The sequence below is a fragment of the Formivibrio citricus genome, from assembly GCF_900115065.1.
Taxonomy (GTDB): Bacteria; Pseudomonadota; Gammaproteobacteria; order Burkholderiales; family Chitinibacteraceae; genus Formivibrio; species Formivibrio citricus.
The window spans coordinates 264,648-287,706 of record NZ_FOVE01000001.1 but is presented as its reverse complement, the minus strand read 5'-3'; the positions used below and the strand labels follow the sequence as shown (position 1 = coordinate 287,706).

The window sequence follows — 23,059 nt, the reverse complement described above, 5'->3', positions numbered from 1 at the left end:
GGCATTACCGAGATCCCGCTCACGCCGCCCTATATTCGCGGCGTGATCAACCTGCGCGGTGCCGTGGTGCCGGTGCTGGATCTGGCGGTACGCTTCGACAAACCGCTCTCGCAGGTTTCCAAGCACACCTGCATCGTGATCGTGGAGTTGGAGCAGAACGAGCAGCAGCTCGATGTCGGGCTGGTCGTCGATGCCGTCTCGGAAGTCATCGACATCCCGGCCCAAGCCATCGCGCCCCCTCCCCGTCTCGGTGCACGCATCCGCACCGATTTCATGACCGGCATCGCCAACCTTGATCAGCACTTCGTGATCCTGCTCGATCTCGGCAACATCCTTTCCCTCGAAGAACTCGCCAGCGTGGCCCAATATGAACAAGCGGCAAGAACAGGGTGAAGCCAAACGCGGCGCCTACCTAGACCCGCGCTTTCGACTACCGCTCATCAGCCTGATGCCCGGTGAATTTCAGGCCGGGCGAGGCGAAACGGGATTTACAACGCTACTCGGCTCCTGCGTAGCGGCTTGCATCTGGGATCAAGATACAGGTATCGGCGGCATGAACCATTTCTTGCTACCGGACAGCGGCGATATCGATCCAACCCATGCTGGCTGGGCCAAAGCTGCGCGTTATGGCGATCACGCCATGGAATTACTCATCAACAAACTAATCGCGTTGGGGGCCAGGCGTGAACACCTCTGTGCCAAGCTTTTCGGTGGCGGCGCAGTACTGGCTGGCAGCACCAGCCTGATTGGCGAACGCAATGCCGAGTTTGCCCGACGCTATCTGGAGATCGAAGGAATCCAGGTCATGGCCCAAGATCTTGGCGGACCACTCGCCAGGCAGGCCTACTTCTTTCCCGCCAATGGTGAAGCATTTGTCCGGCGCATCACGGGAACCAACCGCGATCTTGTCATGCGCGAAATTGCCTTCGCCAAACAACTACAACAAGAAGAGACACAAGGCTCGGTGTTTTTGTTTTAAACTTCGCGCAGTTTCTTGTAATCTTCCAGAGCCCGGTTCCCAGGAAAAATCACCGCATGATGTCTCCGACATCCGGAAAAAGCCCGGACAAATTCCATCCATCCCCCCCCTTGGTCAATCTCATGCCGGGGGAATGTGGCGTCTCGAAAGGGGAACAGGCCTTTGTCACCCTGCTGGGCTCGTGTGTGGCTGTCTGCATTCACGACAAACTGCACGGCATCGGCGGGATGAACCATTTTCTGCTCCCGGCCGGCGGCAGCATCGATCCGATGCAAGCTGCATGGGACAAGACCGCGCGCTATGGCGATTACGCGATGGAATTGCTGATCAACCGCGCAATGGCCTTGGGCGCAGAAAGACGCCACCTGGTGGCCAAGGTATTCGGCGGTGCCGCCATGTTAAGCAACGTTGCCAGCACAGTGGGCGCCCGCAACGCGGAATTCGCCCTCAACTACCTGCACGTGGAAAACATCCCCATTACGGCGCAGGATCTGGGCGGGGCCTGTGCCCGCAAAGTGTGTTTCTATCCTGACAGCGGCAAAGTGGTGCTCCGCCGCATCAAGACCACGAGCCAGACGCTGCTCGTACGCGAACAGGCTTTTGCGAAAAAAATCCAGGAAGACGACGCGCAAGGCGAGATTATTTTCTTCTGATTGCCAACTCGCCATATTTGCTCCCGTTTCTCATTGTCCGTCCAGCCGACAGCGCATAAACTTTCCCTTTTTGGCTGCGAAAATTCCGATGCGCTTCTGCCGACTTTTTCTTCCCCTGTTCTTGTTGCTTTGCGCGTTGCCGGCCCATGCCGACACCGTAACCGACCTTCAAGCCCTGCTCGGCAGCCTGCGTACCATGCAGGGCGAGTTCACCCAGACCGTGGTCAACCGTTCCGGCAAGACCCAGACCTCCAACGGCAGCTTTGCCATCCAGCGCCCCGGCAAGTTCCGCTGGCACTACCGCAAGCCCTATGAACAACTGATCGTGGGCGACGGCAAGGATGTCTGGCTTCACGATCCCGACCTCAACCAGGTGACGGTCAAGCAGATCGACAAGGCGCTCGACAGCAGCCCGGCTGCGCTGCTTTCCGGAGACAACCATCTCGAAAAGCGCTATCGGATGAAAGCGCTGCAGTCGCGCGACAATCTGAATTGGGTCGAAGCCATCCCCAGGCAGGGAGACAATAACTTCAACCGCGTGCGTATCGGCTTTTCCGGCAAGGAAATCCGTCGCATGGAACTGGAAGACAGCTTTGGCCAGACCACGCGCATCGAATTTCGCATGATAGTTGTCAACAGCAAACCGGATGCAGCCTTGTTCCGTTTCACTCCCCCCAAGGGCGCCGATGTCGTCCGGCAGTGACCTTTTCGGCGCGCCGCCGGCTCACGAGCCGCTGGCAGAACGCCTGCGCCCGAAAACGATCGGAGAAGTCGTCGGCCAGCGCCAACTGCTCGCTCCGGGCAAGCCCCTGCAATTGGCGCTCGCCAGCGGCCAGCCGCATTCGATGATCCTGTGGGGGCCGCCCGGTGTAGGCAAAACCACACTGGCGCGCCTTTTCGCCCATGCTTTCGAGGCCGAATTCATCCCGCTTTCGGCCGTGTTTTCCGGGGTCAAGGACATCCGCGCCGCGATGGACACAGCCGAGCACAACCGCCAGCGCGGCCGACGCACAATCCTGTTCGTCGACGAAGTGCACCGCTTCAACAAGGCCCAGCAAGATGCCTTCCTGCCCTTTGTCGAATCGGGGCTCGTGACCTTCATCGGTGCCACCACCGAAAACCCCTCGTTTGAATGCAACGCGGCGCTGTTATCCCGCGCGCAGGTCTACGTGCTGCAACCGCTCGCTGCCGACGACCTGAAAAGCCTGATCGAACGGGCACGCACCGAATGCTATCCCGCGCTGCAATTCGACGAGGCCGCTCTGGATACGCTGGTTGGTTACGCCGACGGCGATGCGCGACGGCTCCTGAACCTCGTCGAACAAAGCGCCAACGCAGCCGAAGCTGCCGGTACCGACACCATCAATGCAAATTTCCTCAACGAAGCGCTCACACTCAACGCACGCCGCTTCGACAAGGGCGGCGATGCGTTCTACGACCAGATTTCCGCCCTGCACAAATCGGTGCGCGGCTCCAGCCCGGACGGCGCGCTCTACTGGCTGTGCCGCATGCTCGACGGCGGCGCCGACCCGCGCTATCTCGCACGGCGCATCGTGCGCATGGCATGGGAAGACATCGGACTCGCCGACCCGCGCGCGATGCAGATCACCAACGATGCAGCCGAAACCTACGAGCGCCTGGGCAGTCCCGAAGGCGAACTCGCCCTGGCGCAAGCCGTGATCTACCTCGCCGTCGCACCCAAATCCAACGCCGGCTACAACGCCTACAACGCCGCGCGCGCCTTCGTCGCCAAGGACCAATCGCGCAGCGTACCCGTACACCTGAGAAACGCCCCAACCAAGCTGATGAAGGAACTCGGCTACGGCAAGGCTTACCGCTACGCGCACGACGAACCCGAGGCTTACGCCGCGGGCGAAACCTACCTGCCCGAAGGGCTGGAAAACCTGAAATTCTACGAACCCGTGCCGCGCGGCCTTGAAGGCAAGATCGGTGAAAAACTCAAACATCTGGCCGATCTCGACCGGGAATGGCTCAAAAACCAAGACAGGAAAAAATCATGAAGCAAGCCATCACGATTCTTGACGGCGGCACCGGCCGCGAGCTCAAACGCATCGGTGCCCCCTTCCGCCAGCCGGAATGGTCGGCGCTCGCGCTGATCAAAGCGCCGGAATACGTCGCCCAAGCCCATCGCAACTTCATCGAAGCCGGCGCCGATATCATCACTACCAACAGCTATGCCGTGGTGCCGTTCCATATTGGCGAAGAACGCTTTGCCAGCGACGGTCGCCGGCTCATCGAAATCGCCGGTCAGCTCGCGCGTCAGGCGGCCGATGCAGCACCTCATCCAGTCAGGGTCGCGGGCTCGCTGCCGCCGGTATTCGGCTCCTACCGCGCCGACCTTTTCGACGCAGGCCGGGTGCAGGACATCCTCTCGGTGCTGGTGCAAGGATTGCGCCCGTATATTGACCACTGGCAAGCCGAAACGCTGAGTTCGATTGCGGAAGCGCAAGCCGTGCGCACCGCCATCGGCAACGACGGCAAACCGCTGTGGATTTCCTTCACGCTCGATGACGAGGATGCAAACCCGGCCACGCCGCGCCTGCGCTCAGGCGAAACTGTGGCCGATGCCGTACGAGCCGTAGCCGCCCTCGGTGCCGCAGCCATCCTGTTCAATTGCAGCCAACCGGAAGTCATGGCCGCCGCCGTCGCCACCGCACGCCAGACACTGGCAGAAATCGGTGCAGACTTGCAGATCGGCGTCTATGCCAACGCCTTCCCGCCGCAACGCAAGGATGCCGAAGCCAATGCCGATCTGGACGAAATCCGCGCCGACCTGACCGCACCGGGCTACCTCAAGTTCGCCCAAGACTGGGTGGCATGCGGAGCAAGCATCGTGGGTGGCTGCTGCGGAATCGGCCCGGAACACATTGCAGCGCTGAAAGCCGCATTCAGGCCATAACAAACAACTGGCCACCTCCAACTTTGTAGAATTTGAAGAGCGAAAGCAGGATTTCCTGCCCCGCTCCTCCTCCATCAACCCTGCCGAGGTGGCAACAGTCAGACTTGCGCGCAAACCAATGACAAGAGGGGCGCCTCAGTAAGAGATGTACTTGATCTCATTCCTGCCCTGCATCAGCGGCAAGGCTATTTTGCATTCTTCCAAGACTTCGTGATTGAGCCCGCCGATTGAGACCGGGTCGCCGTTGAGCTCGACCCGGTAATAGAGCCCGTTGATTTCGTCATGATTCGCGAGGGAAATGCACTGACTGAAGCTCAATTTTTTGAGCTCAACGAAAAAACAGCCTTGCGGCAGATTGTCGCAGGGGGCCGGGCCAAGCCGGATATAATCGAGCGCCAGCCATCCATCGTCAAACCAGCCATTGGTTGCTGCGGTTTTGTTCTCCAGCCCCGCATACCGCGTTGCGGGATCGTGGGCCTTGTAATGTTCCCGGATACTGCCAGTCAAGGTCAGCAACTCTTCTGGATTGGAGATGATAGCCCGATACAGATCGAAAGCGCTTTTGCCATGCATGGCTACTTCTGCCACCTGCAGCACTGGAATGGCACAGGCAGTCAGCAAGCAAAGAAAAGCTGCCGTCATCAATCCGCGCACCAACTCGCTCTCCACCCATCGCAGGAAAATGCTTCAGCCACACCCAAGCCGGGAACGGCGGCGAGTTGCCCGTCAAGCCAAAGCAAAGGCGTCGTATCCCGCAGCCATGGCGCAATACCAGCCTCTTGCCACAAGTGCTTGACCAGTCGACTCGGACCACCAGGATGAAGGCGCAACCGCTCCCCGCCAGCACGCGGCCGCAATTCGATATTGGCCGAGACAAGACAGGATTCCGCGATCCCTCCCTGCTCTACCTTTTGCCAGTTCAAGCGCCCATGCCAAGACGGCACCGCCAAGGTTTGCCCTTCTCGCCATGTAATGGAAACCACCGGCCCCGCCTCTTGGTGAGCTGACGTAATGAACAGGTAATTGCGGTAGCGGCGAACCGCCCGGTCGCGCCAGACGAATACAGGTTCGGCATCCCTGCCGGAGCTCTCCATCATGCGCAGCAGATCATCGAATGCACGGGAATCCAGAACCAGATTTTCCTGACCGAGCCAATGCCGCAGCGCGTTGCGTTTGCGGGCAACAGACAGGTGCGCGGCACATGACAAATCAAACCCGCCCTCAGCCACGCAACGCGTCAAATCCAACTCTGCCAATTCCGCCAGCAAACCGGCGCTTTCCGCCGCATGGGCTGCGGCACGGGGCAGAGTTTGATTCAGGCCAGGAAATACAACAGCCAATTCCGGCAGGATGCGATGACGCAGAAAATTGCGGTCATAGGCGGTATCGGCATTGCTTTCGTCTTCGATCCAGCGCAAGGAATGAGTGCGGGCGTAATCCAGCAAGGTTTGGCGCGATTCATCCAGCAATGGGCGCACCAAGCGTGCGCCGCTATCCAAAAACCGGGAATGCGGCATGGCGGCCAAGCCATTCAGGCCGCTGCCGCGCAACAGATTGAAAAGAACCGTTTCGGACTGGTCGTCGCGGTGATGAGCAAGCAGCAAGGCATCGCATGCCTGCTGTTCGAACACCGCATACCGGGCCTGCCGGGCCGCAGCTTCGACACCACGGCCATCCTTCGCCACACTCACCTGTTCGACCAGGCAATCAACACCCAGCGCAGCCGCCGTTTCCTGCGCAAAAGCAGCCCAAGTATCGGCATTTTGAGAAAGACCATGATGGACATGCATCGCGTGGAGCGCAAAACCATGTTGTTCGCGCAAGCCGGCAAGCAGATGAAGGAGGACGACGGAATCAAGTCCACCGGAAAAACCGACGCACAGACGGGCATCAGGAGACAGATCAAGAAAGCGGGCAAGGCATTGCCTCACCCGCTCAGGAAGATCAAGCGGTTTCTTCCTTGAATTTGCCATAGCTCATCAGCCGCTCGAAACGGGCATCAAGCAATTCGTCGGTAGATTTTTCATGCAAGGATTTAAGCGCGTCGGCAATCGACTTCTTCATGGTCAGCATCATTTGCTGTGGATTGCGGTGTGCGCCGCCCAGCGGTTCGGTAATGACCTTGTCGATCAAACCCAGCGTTTTTAGGCGGTTGGCCGTAATGCCCAGCGCCTCAGCAGCCTCGTTAGCCCGCTCCGCTGTCTTGAACAGGATGGACGCGCACCCTTCCGGCGAAATGACCGAGTAGGTGGAATACTGCAGCATCTGCACTACGTCGCCCACGGCAATCGCCAGCGCCCCGCCCGAGCCGCCTTCGCCGATAATCGTACAGATAACCGGCACCCGTAGTTTGGCCATTTCGTACAGGTTGCGGCCGATTGCCTCCGACTGGCCACGCTCCTCAGCGCCGATGCCGGGGTAGGCTCCAGGCGTATCGATAAAAGTGATAACCGGCAGGTTGAATTTCTCGGCCAGTTTCATCATGCGTAACGCCTTGCGGTAACCCTCAGGGCGAGGCATGCCGAAATTACGGTACTGCCGCTCCTTGGTATCGCGCCCTTTCTGGTGCCCGATCACCACCACGCTCTGGCCATTGAAACGCGCGACTCCCCCAACGATAGCTGTATCATCGGCAAACGCACGATCCCCGTGCAGTTCTTCAAAATCGGTGAAGATGTCGCGAATATAGTCCAGCGTATAGGGACGTTGCGGATGGCGCGCCACCTGAGAAATCTGCCAAGGAGAAAGCTTGGCATAGATGCTCTTGGTCAGATCCTGGCTTTTCTTTTCCAGATGACTGATTTCGACAGAAATATCGACTGCGGTATCGTCCTGAACAAACCTCAATTCCTCTATCTTGTTTTCCAGATCGGCAATCGGCTGTTCGAAATCAAGGAAAGTCGTTTTCATGCACTGCTGCTCCATACTGCGCCAGATGCGCTACGCCGGCAATGAACCATGCGCGGATACAAACCTTAGGTTGTAACCGGTATGCACAGCCCAAGCCGGCGCGGTTGGCAAAATCAGGCAGATCATACAGTATGGCGCGGCAAGCGCAAAACCATCCTGTCCACCAGGACGCAATCAGTTCAGACGTTCCTGAATACGACGTCTGCCCTTACCCCCGTTTTCTGCAAAGCCCTGCGAGTGCGCAGATTGAGCACGAACGGTGCTTGGGTATTGGCCTCGATTCCGGAGCTACCTTCTTCCTTGCGTCGAAGAACCAGCAAAAGCTTGGCCTCATCGCCATCCTGCATGTCAATTTCGGCACATTCTTCATCAGACAACGTAATCTGGTAATTCAACCCCAAAATTTCGGAGTCGATCACATTAAAGAATACCGCCATGTCATCCAGCGACTGCAGCCACATCACCTGAGGGTTGGGTTTATCCTCATGCAGCAACTTGAAACGCTTGCAAGCCGGCAAACCGGGCAAGCCGGACGGAAAAGAAATCACGGTTTCCGGGTCGACCTGAATCTCGCCGAAGGGGGTGTTGTAAGTTTCCATATCTACTCCTTGTGGCACCAGACTTCAGCATAAACAAAGCGCCGCCAAACCCCAACCACAAACCGCAAAAAAACTTGCCGCCAAGGCTCAAGAAGCCCGCGCCACGGCCGATAAACACGTTATACTGCGAATGTATAGCGCGTGCATGCACTCGACGGTATCAGGAACCGGAGCCATACCATGAAGATCGACAACTCGGCCAAACCTCTTGCAGGGTCAGTCGCACGTCCCGCCTCAGGACGCGCCTCCGCCAGCAAAACCTCTGACAGCGCCCAACAAGAAAGCGTCAGCATCAACCCTTTGGCAGCAAAGCTTCAGGCCATGGAGGCCGGCAGCGCAACCGCAACCTTCGATGCCGACAAAGTTTCTGCTATTCGCCAGGCTATTGCTGAAGGGAAATTCTCCATCCGGGCCGACGCTATCGCCGACAAACTCGTCGCCAGCGTCCAGGAACTACTGCAGGAGTAACCATCAATGGTGGACATGGCGCTTCATTCTGCACTAAAGGATGAACTCGCCTGCCTGGAGCAGGTTGTTGCGCTTCTGAAGAAAGAGCAGGAGGTTCTCGCGAGCGCACGCATCGACCAGCTCTCGGATATCACAAACAACAAGACCAGACTGGTTGCCGAACTGGAAAACTTCAGCGCTGTACGCCTCGCTTTGATGCAAACCCACAATATCCCGGACGATGGCAGCGCCATCGCCGGATGGCTTGCCACCCATGCCCCCTCTTCGCTTGATCTCTGGAAAACCCTGATCGATTTGGCACGACAAGCAGCCGCCTACAACCGAAGCAACGGTCAGCTACTCTCCGGCCGCGAAGAAGCCAACCGTAACCTGATGCGCATCCTGCTGGCCGAGCAAGACGCAGAAACAGGGTACAGCGCCGACGGCCGCATTTCGCACAGCTCCACACGCCGCCCGCTCGACCGCGCCTGACACGGCGACCACCTTCGCGGATTTCATCCGCCCCTACCACTTACAAAATCCCTACCGGGCATTCATTGCCAGCAAAGTCCGCCCCCCCTCATAGCGCTGGGCAAAATACGGGGTCGCCAGCGACTCCACGCGGATTTTCCCGCGAGAGGACGGTGCATGCACGAACTTGTTGTCCCCCAGATAGATTCCCACATGGGAATATGAAAAACCGCGCGTATTGAAAAAGACCAAGTCTCCGGCCTGCAACTTCTCACGCCCAACAGGTTGCGATATCTGCGCCAGCGCCGCAGCGTTATGGGGAAGATCAAGCCCCGCAGCTTCCTTGTAAATGAAACGCACCATGCCGCTACAATCCAGCCCGGCCTCCGGATTGCTTCCGCCGAACTGGTATCCCACATCCAGCAGCCCCAAGGCGAACATCACCACCTCGCGGGCGGCGCCTTCGGCCTCTATTCTGGAAAGTGAAACAGGTTTCCCCTGCTTCGAACCCACTGCCGCTTTCGATTGCTTTACCGTCGAAGAGGTGCCGCAAGCATTCAATAAAAAGGGCAGCAAAATAAAGCCCATGGTTAAAAACCGCCGCATGATCGCTCCAGCATTTTGTTTCAACATATCCTGATCGCACTTCAGTTACCCGGAGGTTTTCCAGGGACTTCGAGCTGGGATGTCAACAGCGCGTCCAGATCGGGCGCGACAGCCTCTCCTCCTTGTTCCAGCAGATAAATGAACGCCAGCAATTCGGCGACAGCACGGTACAACTGCGGAGGAATATGCTGGTCAAGATCGACCTGCATCAACAAGGAAACCAGTTCTGGCGATTCATGCACGAACACGCCCGCATCACGAGCCCGCTCGACAATCCGCTCGGCCAGCAGACCCTGACCCTTGGCAACGACACGCGGTGCACCGTGGCCTTCCTGATAAGCCAGCGCAACCGCTTTCTGCCGATTGGCGTTTTTAGTTCCCGGTTTCATCGACATGATGATGCACCTGACTCATGACCAGCAGCAAACCCGCCGCCTCAAACCGGCCAGCCAGTATGGACTGACTGCGCTGCAGCAAGGAAACCGTATTCTCGTTACTTGCCTCAAAGCGCAACGTGAATTGACCTCCGCGCAACGTCGCCACCACGCCTACCTCGCCAAGACGAGGCAAGTTCATGTCCAGACGGGTTTGCCAGGTACGCTGCGGCTCCCCCTCTGACTGGCCAGCTTCGCGCTCGTTTTCCACTTCCAGTTGCCATTGAAGCGTCTGCCCCGGCCAAGCCTGGCCTTGCCATACCAATGGATGGCTTTCCAGCAACTGCACTTGTTGTTGGACAATATGCCTTACCGTTTGCTCCGGTTGCCCCTGCAATTGCGCCGGCTGAGGCATCACCTCAGCCTTAAGCGTTTCTCCCCCTTTTTCCTGCAAAGCGAAGGAAGCCGTATTCCCGAACTGCGCTACCTGCATTTGCTTCGCGGCATTCGTTACCTGCGCCGCATCGAGCGCTTTACGCTCTGCGAATTGGGCTTGGGGTTCGCGCAGCAAGGATTGCAGGGGGCGCTCTCCATTAACCCATTCAGCCTGGTGCGATTCATAGAAAAGCCCACTCTCAGCCAAGCGCGAAGCTAATTGTGATGCCAGCTTTTCAGGGTGAGGGATGTCTTCGAACAGGGGGGCAGACTGTTGAACCGTCGCAGCCTTGTTGCCGACCTGCTGTTGACCGACGAGATCGCCCAACAGCCGTGCCGTCTGGCTCAGCGCCACGCCTGCCGGTTGATTTTTGATTTCCGTTTGCAGCGACTGGGAAAGCAAGAAGGTCAGGCGCGGTTCCTTGCCTGCAACGACCAACTCCAGTTGCTCGCCGGGCTGGGTATTGCGTGGCAGATTGAGATCCAGCAACTGATCCTTGATCAAGACGGCAAAGCGGCCATTGGGCAATTGGTCCGTAACCGTCGCTTGGACGCGCTCGCCCACCGTCAGCAACAGTTGATCGGGGGTTGGTTTTGCAACCTCGATCACCCCTTGCTGGGTGCGCAGGTAGTTCTGAACCAGACTCACTGCGGGGTTGCTGGGAAGCATGATGGCCTGCTCAGGTTTGGGAACGGTAAAGCGCAACGATCAAATCAGCTTCCCCGCGCGAAATACCGCAGCCGGCAGCGACTTGATCGGCATCCGCACCCGACTGGGCCATGCGAATGGCCAGGTTATACGGCGTTGCATCTTCATGAAGAGCTTCTGAAACAAACCCGGTCTGAACCTCTTCTTCCTGCGGCTCGTGCCGTATCTGCTGAATTTGGAGAGATGCGAGGCGCACCTTCAAGCTTTCCATCTCTTGGCGCAGCGCGGCAATCTCTTCCGCCTGTGACTCGAGCTGCCGGCGAAATTGTGCTTCCCGGGGTTTGCCTTGTGAAGACTTGCGCAAGAACAGCAGCAACTCTGCTGCATAGAAAAGAACCAGAATCAGGCCAAGATAAAGAAGCTGTGGCCAAGTAATGACAATGCCGTCCATTGATTGCCCCTTCCGTTTCCCGGAGCACACGGGACACGGCAATTACATGCGGTACGCCTTTCCAAGTTTATTCTCGTTGTGCAGGCTGTGCAGCTCGCCAGCAAGCACGCCTTTGCGAGCTTCGGAGCACTGAACCAGCTCATCCTGAAGAATTTTCAACTCTTCCAGGATTCCTGCCAACTGTTTTTGCTGCGAGAGGGAAAGACTTGCCCAATCCACTGCCTGCAATTGCGTCACGCAAGCCATGTATTCGGGCAACGCTTCCGTGAACGCATCCCAATTTTCCGAACGCGCCAATTCCAGCAACCCGGAAACCAGCGAACGCGCGCCCTCGTAGGCAGAAAAACTATCAGACGCGCCCATAGCTCAACGGCTGCTCATCGCGCTGGACATTGCCCGGGGCCGGTTGCGCTGCAACTTGCTTGGCCGGGTCAATGCTCTCCCAAGCTTCCTTCAGATCTGTCAGCAAACGCAGCACCGTATCCAGCTTGGCTTCATCATTGCGAAGATTGCCTTCCAGCAATTCACGGGCCATAAAATCGTAAAGTGCATCCAGATTCTCTGCCAGCTCGCCGCCTTTTTCCTTGTCCAGGGAAAGGCGCAAGCCCTCTTCGATGATGGCGATTGCCTTTGAAACGGCAGCTCCCTTTCCGGCTACCGCGCCACTTTGCATATGCAGCTTGGCGAGATTCACCGCCTTGATGGCTCCTTCATAGAGCATGATAATCAGCCGGTGAGGAGAAGCAGCTTCTACTGCTGCATTCAGGCTGTTCTGGTTATAGGCATTCAGCGCCTTGCGAGCTGCGATGCTCATTCATATCTCCTTGCCTAATCAACCAGAGCTATAGCCCGACAAACTTGCCAAGCTGGCAAGCTGCTGGGTTAAATAGCTACTGGTCGATTTCATTGTGGCAACCGTCGTATCCAGTGCCGTGAATTGCTTTCGATAACGCGCTTCAGTATCTTCCAAACGGGTTTGCAAGCGTTCCATTTGCGAATCGATCTGCTTCACGCTGGCATTCAAGCCATCGACACGCGCGGCAATCGGGCCGGAGGTCGAAAGCAGGCTATCCAGCGTTTTGTTGAGCTGATAGGCGAAACCGCGATTGAAAGCTATCGTACCGCGATATCCGGTCGTTGTCCCCTGCACCGTTAGCTTCAACCCCGTCGCAGCACCTTCAGTCGAAGTCAATGTTTGACCACTGCCGGTAGCGGCTGTTCCGCCAATCGTACCGGCCACATCCAAGCCATCCGTACCTGCGCCCATGCTCAAGCCAAGCGTCGAGGTTGTATTGGTATCGAGCGAGGTAATCTCGACCTTCGAGGCCGAGCCGTAACGATTCGATACGACTTCAAGACGGTTCGAGGTGGAATTCCATGTCACGGCCACCGTCACACTGGATGCCTTGAGCGCAGAATCGCCGTTGATCTTGGACTGCAATTCCGCAGCCAGTTGCGCGCCGGTGTAAGAACCTTGCGACAGGGTAATACTGTTGGACTGCACGCCGTCTATTTCGAATTTCAGGCTGTCATTGTCAGAATCGACGGTCACGGGCACGGTAATCGCCGCGCCATTGAGCGTTCCTTTGGTAGCAAGCTGGGTGAGATTGACCGTGTAGTTACCGATTGTGGTGTTGTCGCCAGCACCGGCATAAGTAATGCCCGCATCCGTGGGAACACCGTTCGCGGAGAAAAGGCTCGCCACATCAGCCGCGTTATTCTTGACTGCCGTGCTCAACTTGGCCGTATCCACAGCCAGCGTGCCATCCTTCTGGAAAGTCACCCCCACTTGGGACAAGCGGGTGTAGGTACCACCACCAGACAACACACCGTTGAGCGTACCGCGCAATTGCGTCTGGATGGACTTCAGCGCAAATTCACCCTGCAAGGCACCAGCATCGGCGACCTTGGTATCCTTGTTGTAGGAGTAGTGCCCCAAATCCTTGATGTTGGCATTCAGGGTATTGTAAGCCTTGACGAAATCCTGTACCGCCTTGGTTACGGTGTTGGTATCGCGCGAGATGGAGATGGTGACCGGTGAATCGGTTTCCGTTTTTTTCAACAGATTGAGCGTCATGCCGGAAATGACATCCGTCACCGTATTGCTCGACTTGGTAATCGACATGCCATCCAGCGTGAACAGGGCATTTTTTGCCGCCACCACCTGAGAAATATTGGAAGTACCGCCAGTCGAGGCATCGTAAATCAGTTCGGACAAGCCGCTGTTGTCAGTATTGTTGCCATCGTCATCGGTGGCTGTAATCCGCAAGCTGCTGGATTCACCTGTGGAACTTGACGTCAACACCAGACGGTTGCCGCTGCCATCGTTGACAATCGAAGCCGATACGCCCGCATCTGCCGCATTAATGGCATCGCGCACACCGGACAACGTATTCTGCGAAGAGCTGATGGTGATTGTTGCTGCCGGCTTGTCGGCGTTGGCGGTAAACACGCCAGCGCTATAAGTGCCGAACTGAATCGACAACGTTCCCGTTCCGATTTCGTCGGTCGTATTGGTATACGCTGCAGATTTCAACTTGTGCGCCGCAGCCAGTTGCGCCACTTCCAGGCTATAGGAACCTGTCTGTGCCGTGCTGCTTGCAGAAACCGTGGCAATCGTGGAATCGCTGACACTGGCCGTGGCCTGCTGGAATTTGGACGAATCGGTCAGCGACTGAACACTGGATTGAAACGTTGACAAGGCACTCTTCAGCGAACCCAAAGCGGAAACCTTGGCCTGAATCTTGGCCTCTTTGGTTACCAACTTGGTCAACGGCTGCTGCTCGACCTGCATCAACTTGCTAACCAGGCTTTCCAAATCCAGACCGGAACCTGCGCCTAACGAAGAAACCGTGGCCATGACCACACCTCCCGGGACCGCAGCCGCGATCCACTGACAAAATTCAAGCTTGTTCGCGCAACAAAATGCCCTGCAACTTATCCAGCCATTTGGAAATCTGCACCACTTCTTCGGTGGGAATCTGACGGATCACTTCCCGGGATTCCGTATCGACCACCTTGACAATCTTGATATCGGTGTCTTCATCCACGGAAAACTCCAACCCGCGATTCATGCCGGACACCATTTCATTGACCTTGGCCACAGCTTCTTTCACTTCCTCATCCTGCGGTGCGGAAGAAGTAGCCTGTACGGCCTGTTGAGTTGCAGTCTCCACCGGTTTGGCTGAATAGGCTGCCAAGGTTTCCGGGGCCGATTTTCCAGCCGCATGGTTCGTTGCCGATGCCACAGGCAAACTCGCAGCCACCGCTGTCGTTTGTTGAATCTGCATGATCAGTCCCTCCTTGGAGTAGCGCCCCGGCAGGCTGTTGCCTGGCCGGGGCTGACTGTTACTTTACCATTCTACTGCCAATTTAGCCTTGCAGCAGACTCAGCACCTGGTTCGGCAGCGAGTTGGCTTGCGCCAGCATCGCCGTACCGGCCTGTTGCAGAATTTGCCCCTTGGTCATATTGGCGGTTTCTGCCGCGTAGTCGGTATCCAAGATACGGCTGCGCGCTGCGCTCATGTTTTCCGAAGTCGTCTGCAGGTTGCTGATCGTTGCTTCGAAGCGGCTTTGCAGGGCACCGAACTTGGCGCGCTGGCCGCTGATCGCAGCTATGGCGCTATCAACGATACGCAGGGCGTTGGTGGCGTTGGCCACGGTCGTTACATCCAGCCCGCTCACTGCGGACAGAGTCGAACCCGAAGCCGTCGTTCCAGAGGCTGCTACACCTGCCGCAACTGCGCCGGCACCGAATGCGAAACCTGAAGCCTGAACCGAGTAGGATTTATCGGAATCCAGCGTCAACTGCCCGCCAATCCGCATGCCGGTACCGCTCGTACTGTAGGCGCCGGACAATTGCATTGTCGACCCGCCAGACACCGCGATGGAACCGCCAGCAGCAGAACCGTTATCCACCAGGTAAACATCGGAACCATCAGCACTGGTCAACTGGATGTTCGCGTTGTTGTTAACCAGCTTGGCGGTAATCCCGGTCTGACCGGACTTGTCGTTGAACGCCGCAACAGCCGCATTCAAGTCATTATTGCTAACCGTAAAGCTGATCGTAGCCGAGCCATTCCCCGTCACCGCCAAGGAATAAGAGAAGCCGTTCGCCAGAGTAAGAATCGACTCGTTCTTGGCATCCGCCTTGATACCCGTACCTGCAGCATTGATCTTGGTGGCAACATCCTTGGCTGAGTCGTTACCATCTACAGCAACCGTTGCTGAAGTAATGGCCCCATTCAGCACCAAGCTACCTGCCGTGCTACCGGTAACAACCGTACCTGAGGACGAAGCGGTGGCAAGCGCGCTGATAATCCCAGATTGGGTAGTACCACCGGTTGACATCGTTGAGGCATTTGTCGTCGCGTTACCCAACTGATAGGAACCATACTGACTGGTACGGAAGTTAGCCGTCGTAGCGGTAATGGTCTGGTTGGCATTGGCGCCGACTTGGTACGTTGCCGAGCCAAACGAACCATCAAGCAGTTTCTGGCCGTTGAATTCGGTGGTTTGCGAGAAGCGATCCAGCTCGGAAACAAGCTGCGTCACTTCGGAATTGATAGCCTGACGATCAGTCAGGGAGTTCGTAGCGTTGGCCGACTGAACAGCCAGTTCACGAACACGCTGCAGCAAATCGCTCATCTGCGACAGCGCACCTTCGCCGGTTTGCGCCAGGGAAACCCCGTCGTTGGCATTGCGCTTAGCCTGATCCAAGCCCTTGATTTGCGAAGTAAAACGCTCGGAAATAGCCAAGCCAGCAGCATCATCCTTGGCGCTATTGATGCGCAAACCCGAGGAGAGACGCTGGAGAGAGGTGTTCAAGCTGCTCTGAGACTTGCTCAGATTACGCTGCGCCGTTAACGACGGTACGTTTGTATTGATAACTGATGCCATGATCTTCTCCTTGGGAGAGTTGAATTATCCAGACCGGCACAAAGCCAGTTTCCTACTTTATATCGTCTGCACCTGGAATAACTTTAGGGCAGATTTTTCAAAAATCCCGGCGCAGTTACAAAACTCCACGCTTGTCCGCTATTTCGGCCTGCCAGCCGAAAACTTTAGACTTGATTGTGGGGGAGAAAACATCCCTGTCGGAGTGAATCCGTACATGGACTCCCCCCGACTTGCAAGCATTTCACGTTTTTGACTGTAGCCTCGACTGCACACGTATATCCGGACTCTGGGGAGGGCTTACTTGCCCGTGTCATAATGGGCCGTTCGCGCGTCCGGTCCTGATCGCCCTAGCGTGCTCAAAGGCACTGCGGATTCGCAAGGTTTTCCAGACACCGGTTCGACCTGTTTGCCATCAACATTTCATGCTTCGCAATCTCGAAGACTGTTGCTTTTTGATCAACCCGTCAGAGACAGGGCTAGCTTGCCTGGTCACGGCTCAGGCAAGGGAATGCCCCCCCTCCCGAAACGGCATCTGAGTGCCAGACTGGAAGTGTCAGCGACCAGTCGGCCATATTTTTGAACGCCCACCTCGGCGCAGGGCCGGGGTCCTGTGGGCTTGCCGCAGTTTCGTCGCAGGATACCGCTCTGCGGCGATATGACGACAAAAATTCAAACTCATCCTGGCCGGACCAAGTAAATCAATCCAGCCATGCCCTCACCCATTCATCCAGCTTGTTCTCCAACAGCCAATGCTTGATCACGTGCTCGCGCAGGCTATCGCCCATGCGCGCGCATTCATCCAAATCTGACACATGTTCGCGGATGGTTTTGGTCCAGAGCGTTGGATCGTTTCGCAGCCGGGTGACAGGGAAATCGCCCTGGTACGGCAGGATGTCGGTACAGATGACCGGGTAACCCAGAATGCCGTATTCGAGCAGGCGCAGGTTGCTCTTGGCTTCGTTGAACGGGTGAATTTCGAGCGGGGCAATCGCCAGATCGAGATTCAGCGAAGCGAGCTTTTGCGGATATTGATCGATCGGGATGCCCGGATGGTATTCCTTGACATAAGGCCGAATGGCATCCGGGCACAGGCCGAAGAAGATCCAGTCCACTTCATTGGCCAGCTCCTTGACTACGTCCACGATCAGCTCCAGATCGCCGGTGTGGCTCACCCCCCCACCCCAGCCGACACGCGGCTTGCGCGAGGTGCGGCGCTGCGGTTTGAGATCAAGCCACTTGGCGCCATAGACCGTGTTGTTGACTACACGCACGTCGTCGATCATATGGCGGTACTGTTCGGCCAGGTAATCGGTGGTGACGATGAAGCGGTCGCATAGCGACAGGGATTCGGCCAGCCAATCGCCCACTTCCTTGGGAATACCCGCGCCATGCACGTTTTTCTTGGGCAGGTTGGTGATCAGGTCATCCAGCTCGAACACAATTTTGCAGGGATGGATTTCCTTGTAGCGCTTGAGCAAATCGCGCTGTCCCGGCATGAACTGGCGCTGCAGGTACCAGGTATCGACCTCGAAGCGCGCCATTTCCGCCGGCATGAAATAGCCAAAGCTGTAACTCCCCTCAATCTTGCCCGCCAGCGTGGCTGCGGACATGGGCTCGATTACGCGATAGTGGCCGCACCCCATATTGTCGCCGGTGTGGGCCAAAATGCGCGGCAACGGCCTCCAGGTCAGCGGATTCCAGGTCAGCGCCTTGCGCTGTTCCAGATTGCAGCCTTTCTCGCGCAGGGAAAGATTAGGGTTGTAAAACGGGTCACGTGCCAGCGCCGGCAGATTGAGGCGCAGGAAATCGGTCTGGTTGGCAACGATACGCTCCTGCAAGCCCGCGGACAGGCTTTCATCCCGCATGGTCGCACCGGCGTCGTGCATCAGCGACGCGTGCGGCGTCCAGAGGATGCGATGGCCAACCTGGCGCATGCGCAGGCAGAATTCGACATCAGCATAGGCCACATCGTAGCGCGTATCGAAACCGCCGACGGCCTCGTAGGCATCGCGCCGCACCAGCATGCACGAGGCCGAAACAGCCGTAACCTCTTGCACGGTATGCGCGCGACCAAGGTAACCGGGGTCTTCGTGGGAGAGGTTGAAGAACGGCGTTTCCGCGGCACCTTCCAGCCCCAACACGAAACCGGCTTGCTGGACCTTGCCATCGGGGAACAGAAGGCGCGCACCGACCGCGCCGATTCCCGGCTGGGAAAGCTGGCTCACAAGCTCGGTCAGCCAGCCTTTATCGAGCGGGGCCGTGTCGTTGTTGAGCAGTAGCAGGTATTCGCCGCGCGCTTCGCTTGCGGCCAGATTGTTGATGTCGGCGTAATTGAAATCGCCCGGGTAGTTGTAGACCCGCAGCGATTCGCTATCGAGCGCAATCAACTGGTCGAGATAGGCGCGGGCTTGCGGCGTCTGGCTCTGGTGATCGACGATCAACACTTCATAGTTGCCGTAATCGGTACCGTCCAGAATGCCTTCCAGACAGCGCTGCAACTGTCCCGGCTTCTCGCGGGTCGGGATCAGGATCGAAACCAGCGGCCGGCTATCCAGCGCATATTTCACCCGGTAGCTGCCCGGCAGCAGGCCGGATTCGACTTGCGCCTTGACCTGACTGCGCGCCAGATGGGCCCTGACCGCAGCCATGCCGCTATCCACCAGCAACTGGGTCGGCAAATCGTCGTAACGTTGCAGGTGTGCGCGATGGAACAACACTTCCGCCACATGGCCGATGGCCTTGGCGCCGCCCTGTTCGTACACCCTCAGCATGCGGTCGTAGATTTCGTTGCCGGGATAAGTGGCATCGAAACTGCCCGGTGCCTGAGCGGCGCACTTGAAGAGCACGAAACTGCCCGCATATGGCAGGCTGCGCAGATAATCGATGCTGAAATCCGGCTTGAACAGGGCATTGCCGGCATTGCCGTAGGCATCCAGCGCGTCTTCGTCGCCGTAGACGGCCTGCCAGTCGGGATGGGTGTGCAGCGCCTCGCTCACGAACAACAAGGCATGCCGCGCAACCTGATCCCCAGCCGACACCACGCCGCACCAGTCGGCATCGGTTTCGGCAAAGACACTGTTGATCTCCGCGAAAAGTTCACCCCTCGTTTGCCACCATTCCAGTTGCCCTTCTGCCAAACCGGCCGGAGCAGGCTGATCGGATAGCACCGTCAAGCGCACGTTGTAGTAGTACTGCTCCGAGAACGAGCGGATGGTTTGCAGCAGCGCTTCGCCGGGCAGATTGTGGGCCATGATTGCGAAGTGGTAGCGGGGATGATGCGGCCACTGCGCCATGCGCAGTTCGAACTGGTTGGCCTCGACCGGGCTCAGCGAGTGATCCTGCAGGTAGCGGGCGTAGGCGCGCTGCTTGCTGTCATGCACAGGCGCCTGTGCCTGCTCGTCCGCGGGCTCGGCCACCATCCAGAACTGCAGGCTGCACAGCTCGCCCAGTTCGTCGATGCTGACATCCTTGAGCACCATCTTGCCGGTATCGATCGTGGCCGGGCAAACGTCCTTGTACTGGTGGTAAAGATCGCGCAGGCGGTCGTCGATACCCCACACGTTGTGCGCCACGCGATAGCCGGTTTCCTGGAAGAAACGCACCATTTCGGCATAGGTAAAAAAGCGGATGTGGGTAATGTCGAGCAAGCCCCATGAATCGTAGCGCCAATTGCCACGCGCCAAGTCTTCCATCAGCGCCAGGTTGCGCACGTTCGGGATGCTGACGATCACTTGCGCCTTGGGCGAGAGATACGGGCGCAGCCGGGTCATGACCTGCCAAGGGTTGTACATGTGCTCCAATACGTCAGCGAGAATCACCACGTCGACGCTGCCCTTGGCGATGCCTTCGAGTTCGAGATCGAAATCCTCGAACTTGCCGACCAGTACCCGGTCGAGCCGGTTGGCAGCCATGCGCGCTGCAGCCCGGTTCAATTCAAAGCCCCAGACCTGGCAACCGGCAAAACGCTGTTTGACCAGCGCACCCGTGCCGCCCGCCGCACAGCCGATATCGAGCGCGATTTTCGGTTCGCAGGTAATCATGTCCACGAGATGCGATTTGGCAACGTCGTGATAGCCGCTGGCATCCATGTCCTCGACATCGAGGAATTGCTGCCAGAGGTATTTCTTTTCCTGGATCGGGCGCATCAGGCGCTGCATCAGCTCGCCCACGCGCTCGGATGCCTTGCCGTCCACGCCAAGATTGTAGCGCGGCGCGGCGGCCAGCAATTGCTGACGCTGTTCGGCAGCATGGTCGGGATCGGTCAGCAACCGGGCAATTGCCTGGGCAAGCTGGCGCCCTTCAACCTCGATCACACCGGACTGGGCATCGAAGCTGGGGCCAAGACGCAAGCCGAACCAGTTCATCAAGTTGATAGTCGGGGTGCCCGCCATCATCGATTCGACTTCGATATTGGAATCTGCACCGATTACGATATCGGAGCCGCAAACCCAATCCTCGGTATCGGCAGTGGCATAGAGATAATCACCTTCCTCCAACCCGGCAGCCTGCGCCACCTCATCGTAATTGGCATCCGCGCCGCGCCCCTTGACCACGAAATTGGCCTTAAGCCCGGATCGCTGCAGTTCGGCCACGGCTTCAAAGAACTGAGTCAGCGTGCGCTCGAAGACCTTCGGATCGGCCGTTGCCGTCAGGTAATGTGCCCACGTCGTGGCGAACACCACGATTGGCGCATCTTTCTGCAACTTGTAACGCTGGTCGAGCCGGCTGCGACAGGCGGGCCGATCTGACATCCACGCGGGATAGTGGTCCCAAGCCGGGTTGCCGGTCAGGAAGCAGCGCTTGGGATCGACATCGACATCCAGATAGCTTTCCAGCCCGCGCTGGCCGTACACCGCGACATAATCGGCGAACAGTGCGCCATGCACGGTAAAGGGTTTGGCCAATGCAACACCATGCATGACCTGCAACGAGGGAACTTGATTGCGCCGGGCACAAATCGCGGCGGTCTTGCCCTGCACGGTCACATCCTCGCTCAAGACCACGAGCCGTATATCGTATTGCTCGGCGGCGACAGACAGCATTTCGACGATATGGGCCAGACCCGGTACTTCGGCATGCGCCCGCCCCTTGAGCACCGCAGCCAACTGGGCATCATCGGCATCCAGCACACCGGCTTTTTCTTTCCAGCCAGCCGATTCGAAGTAATGATCCAGGTCGGTCAGCGCCGTGTTGACTTCCCGGTGGGCCGATTCGTGTGCCTCCTGCCCGAGCAGGGATTCCAGCGCCACGACCTTGCCGCCGAGTTGTTCGATCTGCGCCAGGAAATTCGGATCGCAGTGGCCTGCCGGCGTCAGAATGACCGCTCCGGGTTCACGCAGACAAAAGGCCGTGAGGGCGCGCTGGAAACGCGGCCACAAGAAGGAAACGATGGCACTCTGCTTCATGCAGACTCCCCTTTGTTGAAAATGCCAAGGTAATCAGTGAGGATATCGCGCATCAGCGGATAATCCAGTCCGGGGCCAATCGGCACGCCTTTCAGCGCAAAGCGGTTGTCGAACCCGTCGGCTTCGCGCCACTGGCTCGCCAATGCCAAGGAGTATTGATCGATCTGTTCCTGCAACCGCCAGTCGGCGAACATCCGGCGAATTTCATCTGGCAGCCAATCGTCGAAGGATTGCTCCGGTGCATGCGCACCGATACCGGCCAGCAACTGGTACAAAAGGTAGGCACAACGCGGGTGACGTGCCTGCATGCGAATACCCTGACTGATCTTCTGCGGAGACACACCCAATGCCCGCTCAACCTGCCCTTCAGCCAGTGCACGGTTGCGCAATTCCTGACCGGCCAGCCATGCGGCGTTGCGCTCAGGATCGGGCGTCGCATCCAGAATCACCATGAAGCGGCCCGTAGCCGCCGTCGTCAGCCGCCAGACGATTTCCTGCTCCAGCCAGAGCGCAAAATCGAACAGTTTCTGGTCCGTCGTCATCCAGCCCAGGAGGCGATTCCACCAGTGCTTGCGCTCCAGATCGGCCAACCAATGATTGGCGGTCGAGACCACGAAGCCGCCGACCGGAACGATGTCGACCACGGAGAAACCGTGCGTATCGGCCCAGGCAAGAATGTCGCGCGCACGCGCCATCGACATGTAGCTGCCGTATTGGCCTTCCGCTTCGCCTGCGCGGGCAATCTTTTCGGCCGGTTCGCCCGCGCCGTAGACCGCTTCAAGATGATCAAGCGAGTGGATATCGAACATCAGGCGGCCGCCGGGTTTGACCACACGCTGCCACTCATCGAGGATTTTGTCCCAGTGCGGAAAATGCACCACCACGTTGAGCGAAAGCACGAAATCAAAGCTCGCATCCGGAACAGGCAGATTGGCGACATCGCCCGTCGTCAGAGTGATGGGTGTCTCACCCGCTTGGCGACGCGTTTCGTCGAGCATGGCCTGCGAGCTATCCACCCCCGTGACCTGCATACCCCGTCGAGCCAAGGGCAGCGAACCGCGCCCAGTTCCGATGCCGACATCCAGCACGGTCGGCCCCGTGGCATAACGGGCGATCAATGCCATTTCCAATTGGTGCTTCAACTGGTTAGTGCCGGTATTTTCGAACATGCGGTTGGCATACCATGCCACCATGTCCGGATTTTTCCAGGCATCGGTCTTCCAGTCGATGAGACCCTTGAGTTCTTCGCTCATCGCTCCCC

General features: G+C 57.8%; 23 protein-coding genes. 8 read left to right on the top strand and 15 right to left on the bottom strand.

All coding sequences use genetic code 11. The features are described from left to right. The 6 genes from BMZ36_RS01180 to BMZ36_RS01155 all read left to right on the top strand — a co-directional run. Positions 1 to 393, top strand: a 393-nt coding sequence (locus BMZ36_RS01180) for a chemotaxis protein CheW (RefSeq protein ID WP_091189940.1), incomplete at its 5' end; no start/stop codon positions are given. Further along, a complete protein-coding gene (locus BMZ36_RS01175) occupies positions 368 to 979 on the top strand; it encodes a hypothetical protein (protein ID WP_091189937.1) in 612 nt (203 codons plus the stop codon). The genes BMZ36_RS01180 and BMZ36_RS01175, both read left to right, overlap by 26 nt. A 56-nt stretch (positions 980 to 1,035) precedes the next feature. Continuing rightward, positions 1,036 to 1,632: a hypothetical protein gene (locus BMZ36_RS01170; protein WP_091189935.1), complete on the top strand. Its 597-nt coding sequence runs from the start codon at positions 1,036 to 1,038 to the stop codon at positions 1,630 to 1,632. Between the two features lie 88 nt (positions 1,633 to 1,720). After that, the gene (lolA, locus tag BMZ36_RS01165; RefSeq protein WP_245747737.1) at positions 1,721 to 2,335 is read left to right on the top strand and encodes an outer membrane lipoprotein periplasmic chaperone LolA; all 615 of its coding nucleotides are present in this window, start codon (positions 1,721 to 1,723) and stop codon (positions 2,333 to 2,335) included. Then, positions 2,319 to 3,653 carry a replication-associated recombination protein A gene (locus BMZ36_RS01160; RefSeq protein ID WP_091189933.1) on the top strand — a complete coding sequence of 445 codons (1,335 nt, stop codon included), beginning with the start codon at positions 2,319 to 2,321 and terminating at the stop codon, positions 3,651 to 3,653. Before lolA ends, BMZ36_RS01160 begins: the two co-directional genes overlap by 17 nt. Continuing rightward, positions 3,650 to 4,552, top strand: a complete 903-nt coding sequence (locus BMZ36_RS01155) for a homocysteine S-methyltransferase family protein (RefSeq protein ID WP_091189930.1) — start codon at positions 3,650 to 3,652, stop codon at positions 4,550 to 4,552. Before BMZ36_RS01160 ends, BMZ36_RS01155 begins: the two co-directional genes overlap by 4 nt. 135 nt (positions 4,553 to 4,687) lie before the next feature. Here BMZ36_RS01155 and BMZ36_RS01150 read toward each other — a convergent pair whose 3' ends face one another. From BMZ36_RS01150 to fliW, 4 genes are all read right to left on the bottom strand, one after another. Next, entirely contained in the window at positions 4,688 to 5,194 is a 507-nt protein-coding gene (locus tag BMZ36_RS01150; RefSeq protein WP_143085940.1) for a hypothetical protein, read from the bottom strand. Beyond that, positions 5,194 to 6,525, bottom strand: a complete 1,332-nt coding sequence (gene tilS / locus BMZ36_RS01145; protein WP_091189925.1) for a tRNA lysidine(34) synthetase TilS — start codon at positions 6,523 to 6,525, stop codon at positions 5,194 to 5,196. The genes BMZ36_RS01150 and tilS overlap by 1 nt, the downstream gene beginning before the upstream one ends. Then, a complete protein-coding gene (locus BMZ36_RS01140) occupies positions 6,497 to 7,462 on the bottom strand; it encodes an acetyl-CoA carboxylase carboxyltransferase subunit alpha (RefSeq protein ID WP_091190001.1) in 966 nt (321 codons plus the stop codon). The genes tilS and BMZ36_RS01140 overlap by 29 nt, the downstream gene beginning before the upstream one ends. Before the next feature lie 179 nt (positions 7,463 to 7,641). Beyond that, complete coding sequence (gene fliW / locus BMZ36_RS01135; RefSeq protein ID WP_091189923.1) at positions 7,642 to 8,061, bottom strand: flagellar assembly protein FliW; 420 nt, start codon at positions 8,059 to 8,061, stop codon at positions 7,642 to 7,644. Positions 8,062 to 8,241: 180 nt separating this feature from the next. Between fliW and flgM the strand changes: the two genes are divergently transcribed. Next, a complete protein-coding gene (flgM, locus tag BMZ36_RS01130; protein WP_091189921.1) occupies positions 8,242 to 8,529 on the top strand; it encodes a flagellar biosynthesis anti-sigma factor FlgM in 288 nt (95 codons plus the stop codon). A 15-nt stretch (positions 8,530 to 8,544) separates the two neighbouring features. Next, positions 8,545 to 9,000 carry a flagella synthesis protein FlgN gene (locus tag BMZ36_RS01125; protein WP_177187725.1) on the top strand — a complete coding sequence of 152 codons (456 nt, stop codon included), beginning with the start codon at positions 8,545 to 8,547 and terminating at the stop codon, positions 8,998 to 9,000. Between the two features lie 51 nt (positions 9,001 to 9,051). Here BMZ36_RS01125 and BMZ36_RS01120 read toward each other — a convergent pair whose 3' ends face one another. The 11 genes from BMZ36_RS01120 to BMZ36_RS01065 all read right to left on the bottom strand — a co-directional run bounded on the left by BMZ36_RS01120 (position 9,052) and on the right by BMZ36_RS01065 (position 23,051). Continuing rightward, positions 9,052 to 9,612, bottom strand: a complete 561-nt coding sequence (locus BMZ36_RS01120; protein WP_245747736.1) for a C40 family peptidase — start codon at positions 9,610 to 9,612, stop codon at positions 9,052 to 9,054. Positions 9,613 to 9,626: 14 nt separating this feature from the next. Continuing rightward, positions 9,627 to 9,980, bottom strand: coding sequence for an EscU/YscU/HrcU family type III secretion system export apparatus switch protein (locus BMZ36_RS01115; protein WP_245747735.1), 354 nt, complete (start codon positions 9,978 to 9,980; stop codon positions 9,627 to 9,629). Next, positions 9,958 to 11,064, bottom strand: coding sequence for a flagellar hook-length control protein FliK (gene fliK / locus BMZ36_RS01110; RefSeq protein WP_143085939.1), 1,107 nt, complete (start codon positions 11,062 to 11,064; stop codon positions 9,958 to 9,960). The genes BMZ36_RS01115 and fliK overlap by 23 nt, the downstream gene beginning before the upstream one ends. Positions 11,065 to 11,074: 10 nt before the next feature. Next, positions 11,075 to 11,494, bottom strand: a complete 420-nt coding sequence (locus BMZ36_RS01105; RefSeq protein ID WP_091189908.1) for a DUF2802 domain-containing protein — start codon at positions 11,492 to 11,494, stop codon at positions 11,075 to 11,077. Positions 11,495 to 11,536: 42 nt separating this feature from the next. Further along, a complete protein-coding gene (locus BMZ36_RS01100) occupies positions 11,537 to 11,857 on the bottom strand; it encodes a flagellar protein FliT (RefSeq protein WP_091189905.1) in 321 nt (106 codons plus the stop codon). Continuing rightward, positions 11,844 to 12,308 (bottom strand): flagellar export chaperone FliS, encoded by a 465-nt coding sequence (gene fliS / locus BMZ36_RS01095; RefSeq protein WP_091189902.1) that lies wholly within the window; start codon positions 12,306 to 12,308, stop codon positions 11,844 to 11,846. The genes BMZ36_RS01100 and fliS overlap by 14 nt, the downstream gene beginning before the upstream one ends. Positions 12,309 to 12,326: 18 nt before the next feature. After that, a complete protein-coding gene (gene fliD, locus BMZ36_RS01090; protein ID WP_091189998.1) occupies positions 12,327 to 14,354 on the bottom strand; it encodes a flagellar filament capping protein FliD in 2,028 nt (675 codons plus the stop codon). A gap of 43 nt (positions 14,355 to 14,397) precedes the next feature. Beyond that, on the bottom strand, positions 14,398 to 14,784 hold the full coding sequence (locus BMZ36_RS01085; protein WP_091189900.1) for a flagellar protein FlaG: 387 nt from the start codon (positions 14,782 to 14,784) through the stop codon (positions 14,398 to 14,400). A gap of 82 nt (positions 14,785 to 14,866) precedes the next feature. Then, positions 14,867 to 16,393, bottom strand: coding sequence for a flagellin N-terminal helical domain-containing protein (locus BMZ36_RS14775; RefSeq protein ID WP_091189896.1), 1,527 nt, complete (start codon positions 16,391 to 16,393; stop codon positions 14,867 to 14,869). Between the two features lie 698 nt (positions 16,394 to 17,091). Next, positions 17,092 to 21,798, bottom strand: coding sequence for a glycosyltransferase (locus BMZ36_RS01070; protein WP_091189885.1), 4,707 nt, complete (start codon positions 21,796 to 21,798; stop codon positions 17,092 to 17,094). Next, positions 21,795 to 23,051: a class I SAM-dependent methyltransferase gene (locus BMZ36_RS01065; protein WP_091189881.1), complete on the bottom strand. Its 1,257-nt coding sequence runs from the start codon at positions 23,049 to 23,051 to the stop codon at positions 21,795 to 21,797. Before BMZ36_RS01065 ends, BMZ36_RS01070 begins: the two co-directional genes overlap by 4 nt. Between the last annotated feature and the right edge of the window lie 8 nt (positions 23,052 to 23,059).

Bases quoted from the DNA above. Each gene is read 5' to 3' on its own strand.
- BMZ36_RS01175 (WP_091189937.1), top strand. From the start codon at position 368: ATGAACAAGCGGCAAGAACAGGGTGAAGCCAAACGCGGCGCCTACCTA.
- BMZ36_RS01170 (WP_091189935.1), top strand. From the start codon at position 1,036: ATGATGTCTCCGACATCCGGAAAAAGCCCGGACAAATTCCATCCATCC.
- lolA (WP_245747737.1), top strand. From the start codon at position 1,721: ATGCGCTTCTGCCGACTTTTTCTTCCCCTGTTCTTGTTGCTTTGCGCG.
- BMZ36_RS01160 (WP_091189933.1), top strand. From the start codon at position 2,319: ATGTCGTCCGGCAGTGACCTTTTCGGCGCGCCGCCGGCTCACGAGCCG.
- BMZ36_RS01155 (WP_091189930.1), top strand. From the start codon at position 3,650: ATGAAGCAAGCCATCACGATTCTTGACGGCGGCACCGGCCGCGAGCTC.
- BMZ36_RS01150 (WP_143085940.1), bottom strand. From the start codon at position 5,194: ATGACGGCAGCTTTTCTTTGCTTGCTGACTGCCTGTGCCATTCCAGTG.
- tilS (WP_091189925.1), bottom strand. From the start codon at position 6,525: ATGGCAAATTCAAGGAAGAAACCGCTTGATCTTCCTGAGCGGGTGAGG.
- BMZ36_RS01140 (WP_091190001.1), bottom strand. From the start codon at position 7,462: ATGAAAACGACTTTCCTTGATTTCGAACAGCCGATTGCCGATCTGGAA.
- fliW (WP_091189923.1), bottom strand. From the start codon at position 8,061: ATGGAAACTTACAACACCCCCTTCGGCGAGATTCAGGTCGACCCGGAA.
- flgM (WP_091189921.1), top strand. From the start codon at position 8,242: ATGAAGATCGACAACTCGGCCAAACCTCTTGCAGGGTCAGTCGCACGT.
- BMZ36_RS01125 (WP_177187725.1), top strand. From the start codon at position 8,545: ATGGCGCTTCATTCTGCACTAAAGGATGAACTCGCCTGCCTGGAGCAG.
- BMZ36_RS01120 (WP_245747736.1), bottom strand. From the start codon at position 9,612: ATGTTGAAACAAAATGCTGGAGCGATCATGCGGCGGTTTTTAACCATG.
- BMZ36_RS01115 (WP_245747735.1), bottom strand. From the start codon at position 9,980: ATGTCGATGAAACCGGGAACTAAAAACGCCAATCGGCAGAAAGCGGTT.
- fliK (WP_143085939.1), bottom strand. From the start codon at position 11,064: ATGCTTCCCAGCAACCCCGCAGTGAGTCTGGTTCAGAACTACCTGCGC.
- BMZ36_RS01105 (WP_091189908.1), bottom strand. From the start codon at position 11,494: ATGGACGGCATTGTCATTACTTGGCCACAGCTTCTTTATCTTGGCCTG.
- BMZ36_RS01100 (WP_091189905.1), bottom strand. From the start codon at position 11,857: ATGGGCGCGTCTGATAGTTTTTCTGCCTACGAGGGCGCGCGTTCGCTG.
- fliS (WP_091189902.1), bottom strand. From the start codon at position 12,308: ATGAGCATCGCAGCTCGCAAGGCGCTGAATGCCTATAACCAGAACAGC.
- fliD (WP_091189998.1), bottom strand. From the start codon at position 14,354: ATGGCCACGGTTTCTTCGTTAGGCGCAGGTTCCGGTCTGGATTTGGAA.
- BMZ36_RS01085 (WP_091189900.1), bottom strand. From the start codon at position 14,784: ATGCAGATTCAACAAACGACAGCGGTGGCTGCGAGTTTGCCTGTGGCA.
- BMZ36_RS14775 (WP_091189896.1), bottom strand. From the start codon at position 16,393: ATGGCATCAGTTATCAATACAAACGTACCGTCGTTAACGGCGCAGCGT.
- BMZ36_RS01070 (WP_091189885.1), bottom strand. From the start codon at position 21,798: ATGAAGCAGAGTGCCATCGTTTCCTTCTTGTGGCCGCGTTTCCAGCGC.
- BMZ36_RS01065 (WP_091189881.1), bottom strand. From the start codon at position 23,051: ATGAGCGAAGAACTCAAGGGTCTCATCGACTGGAAGACCGATGCCTGG.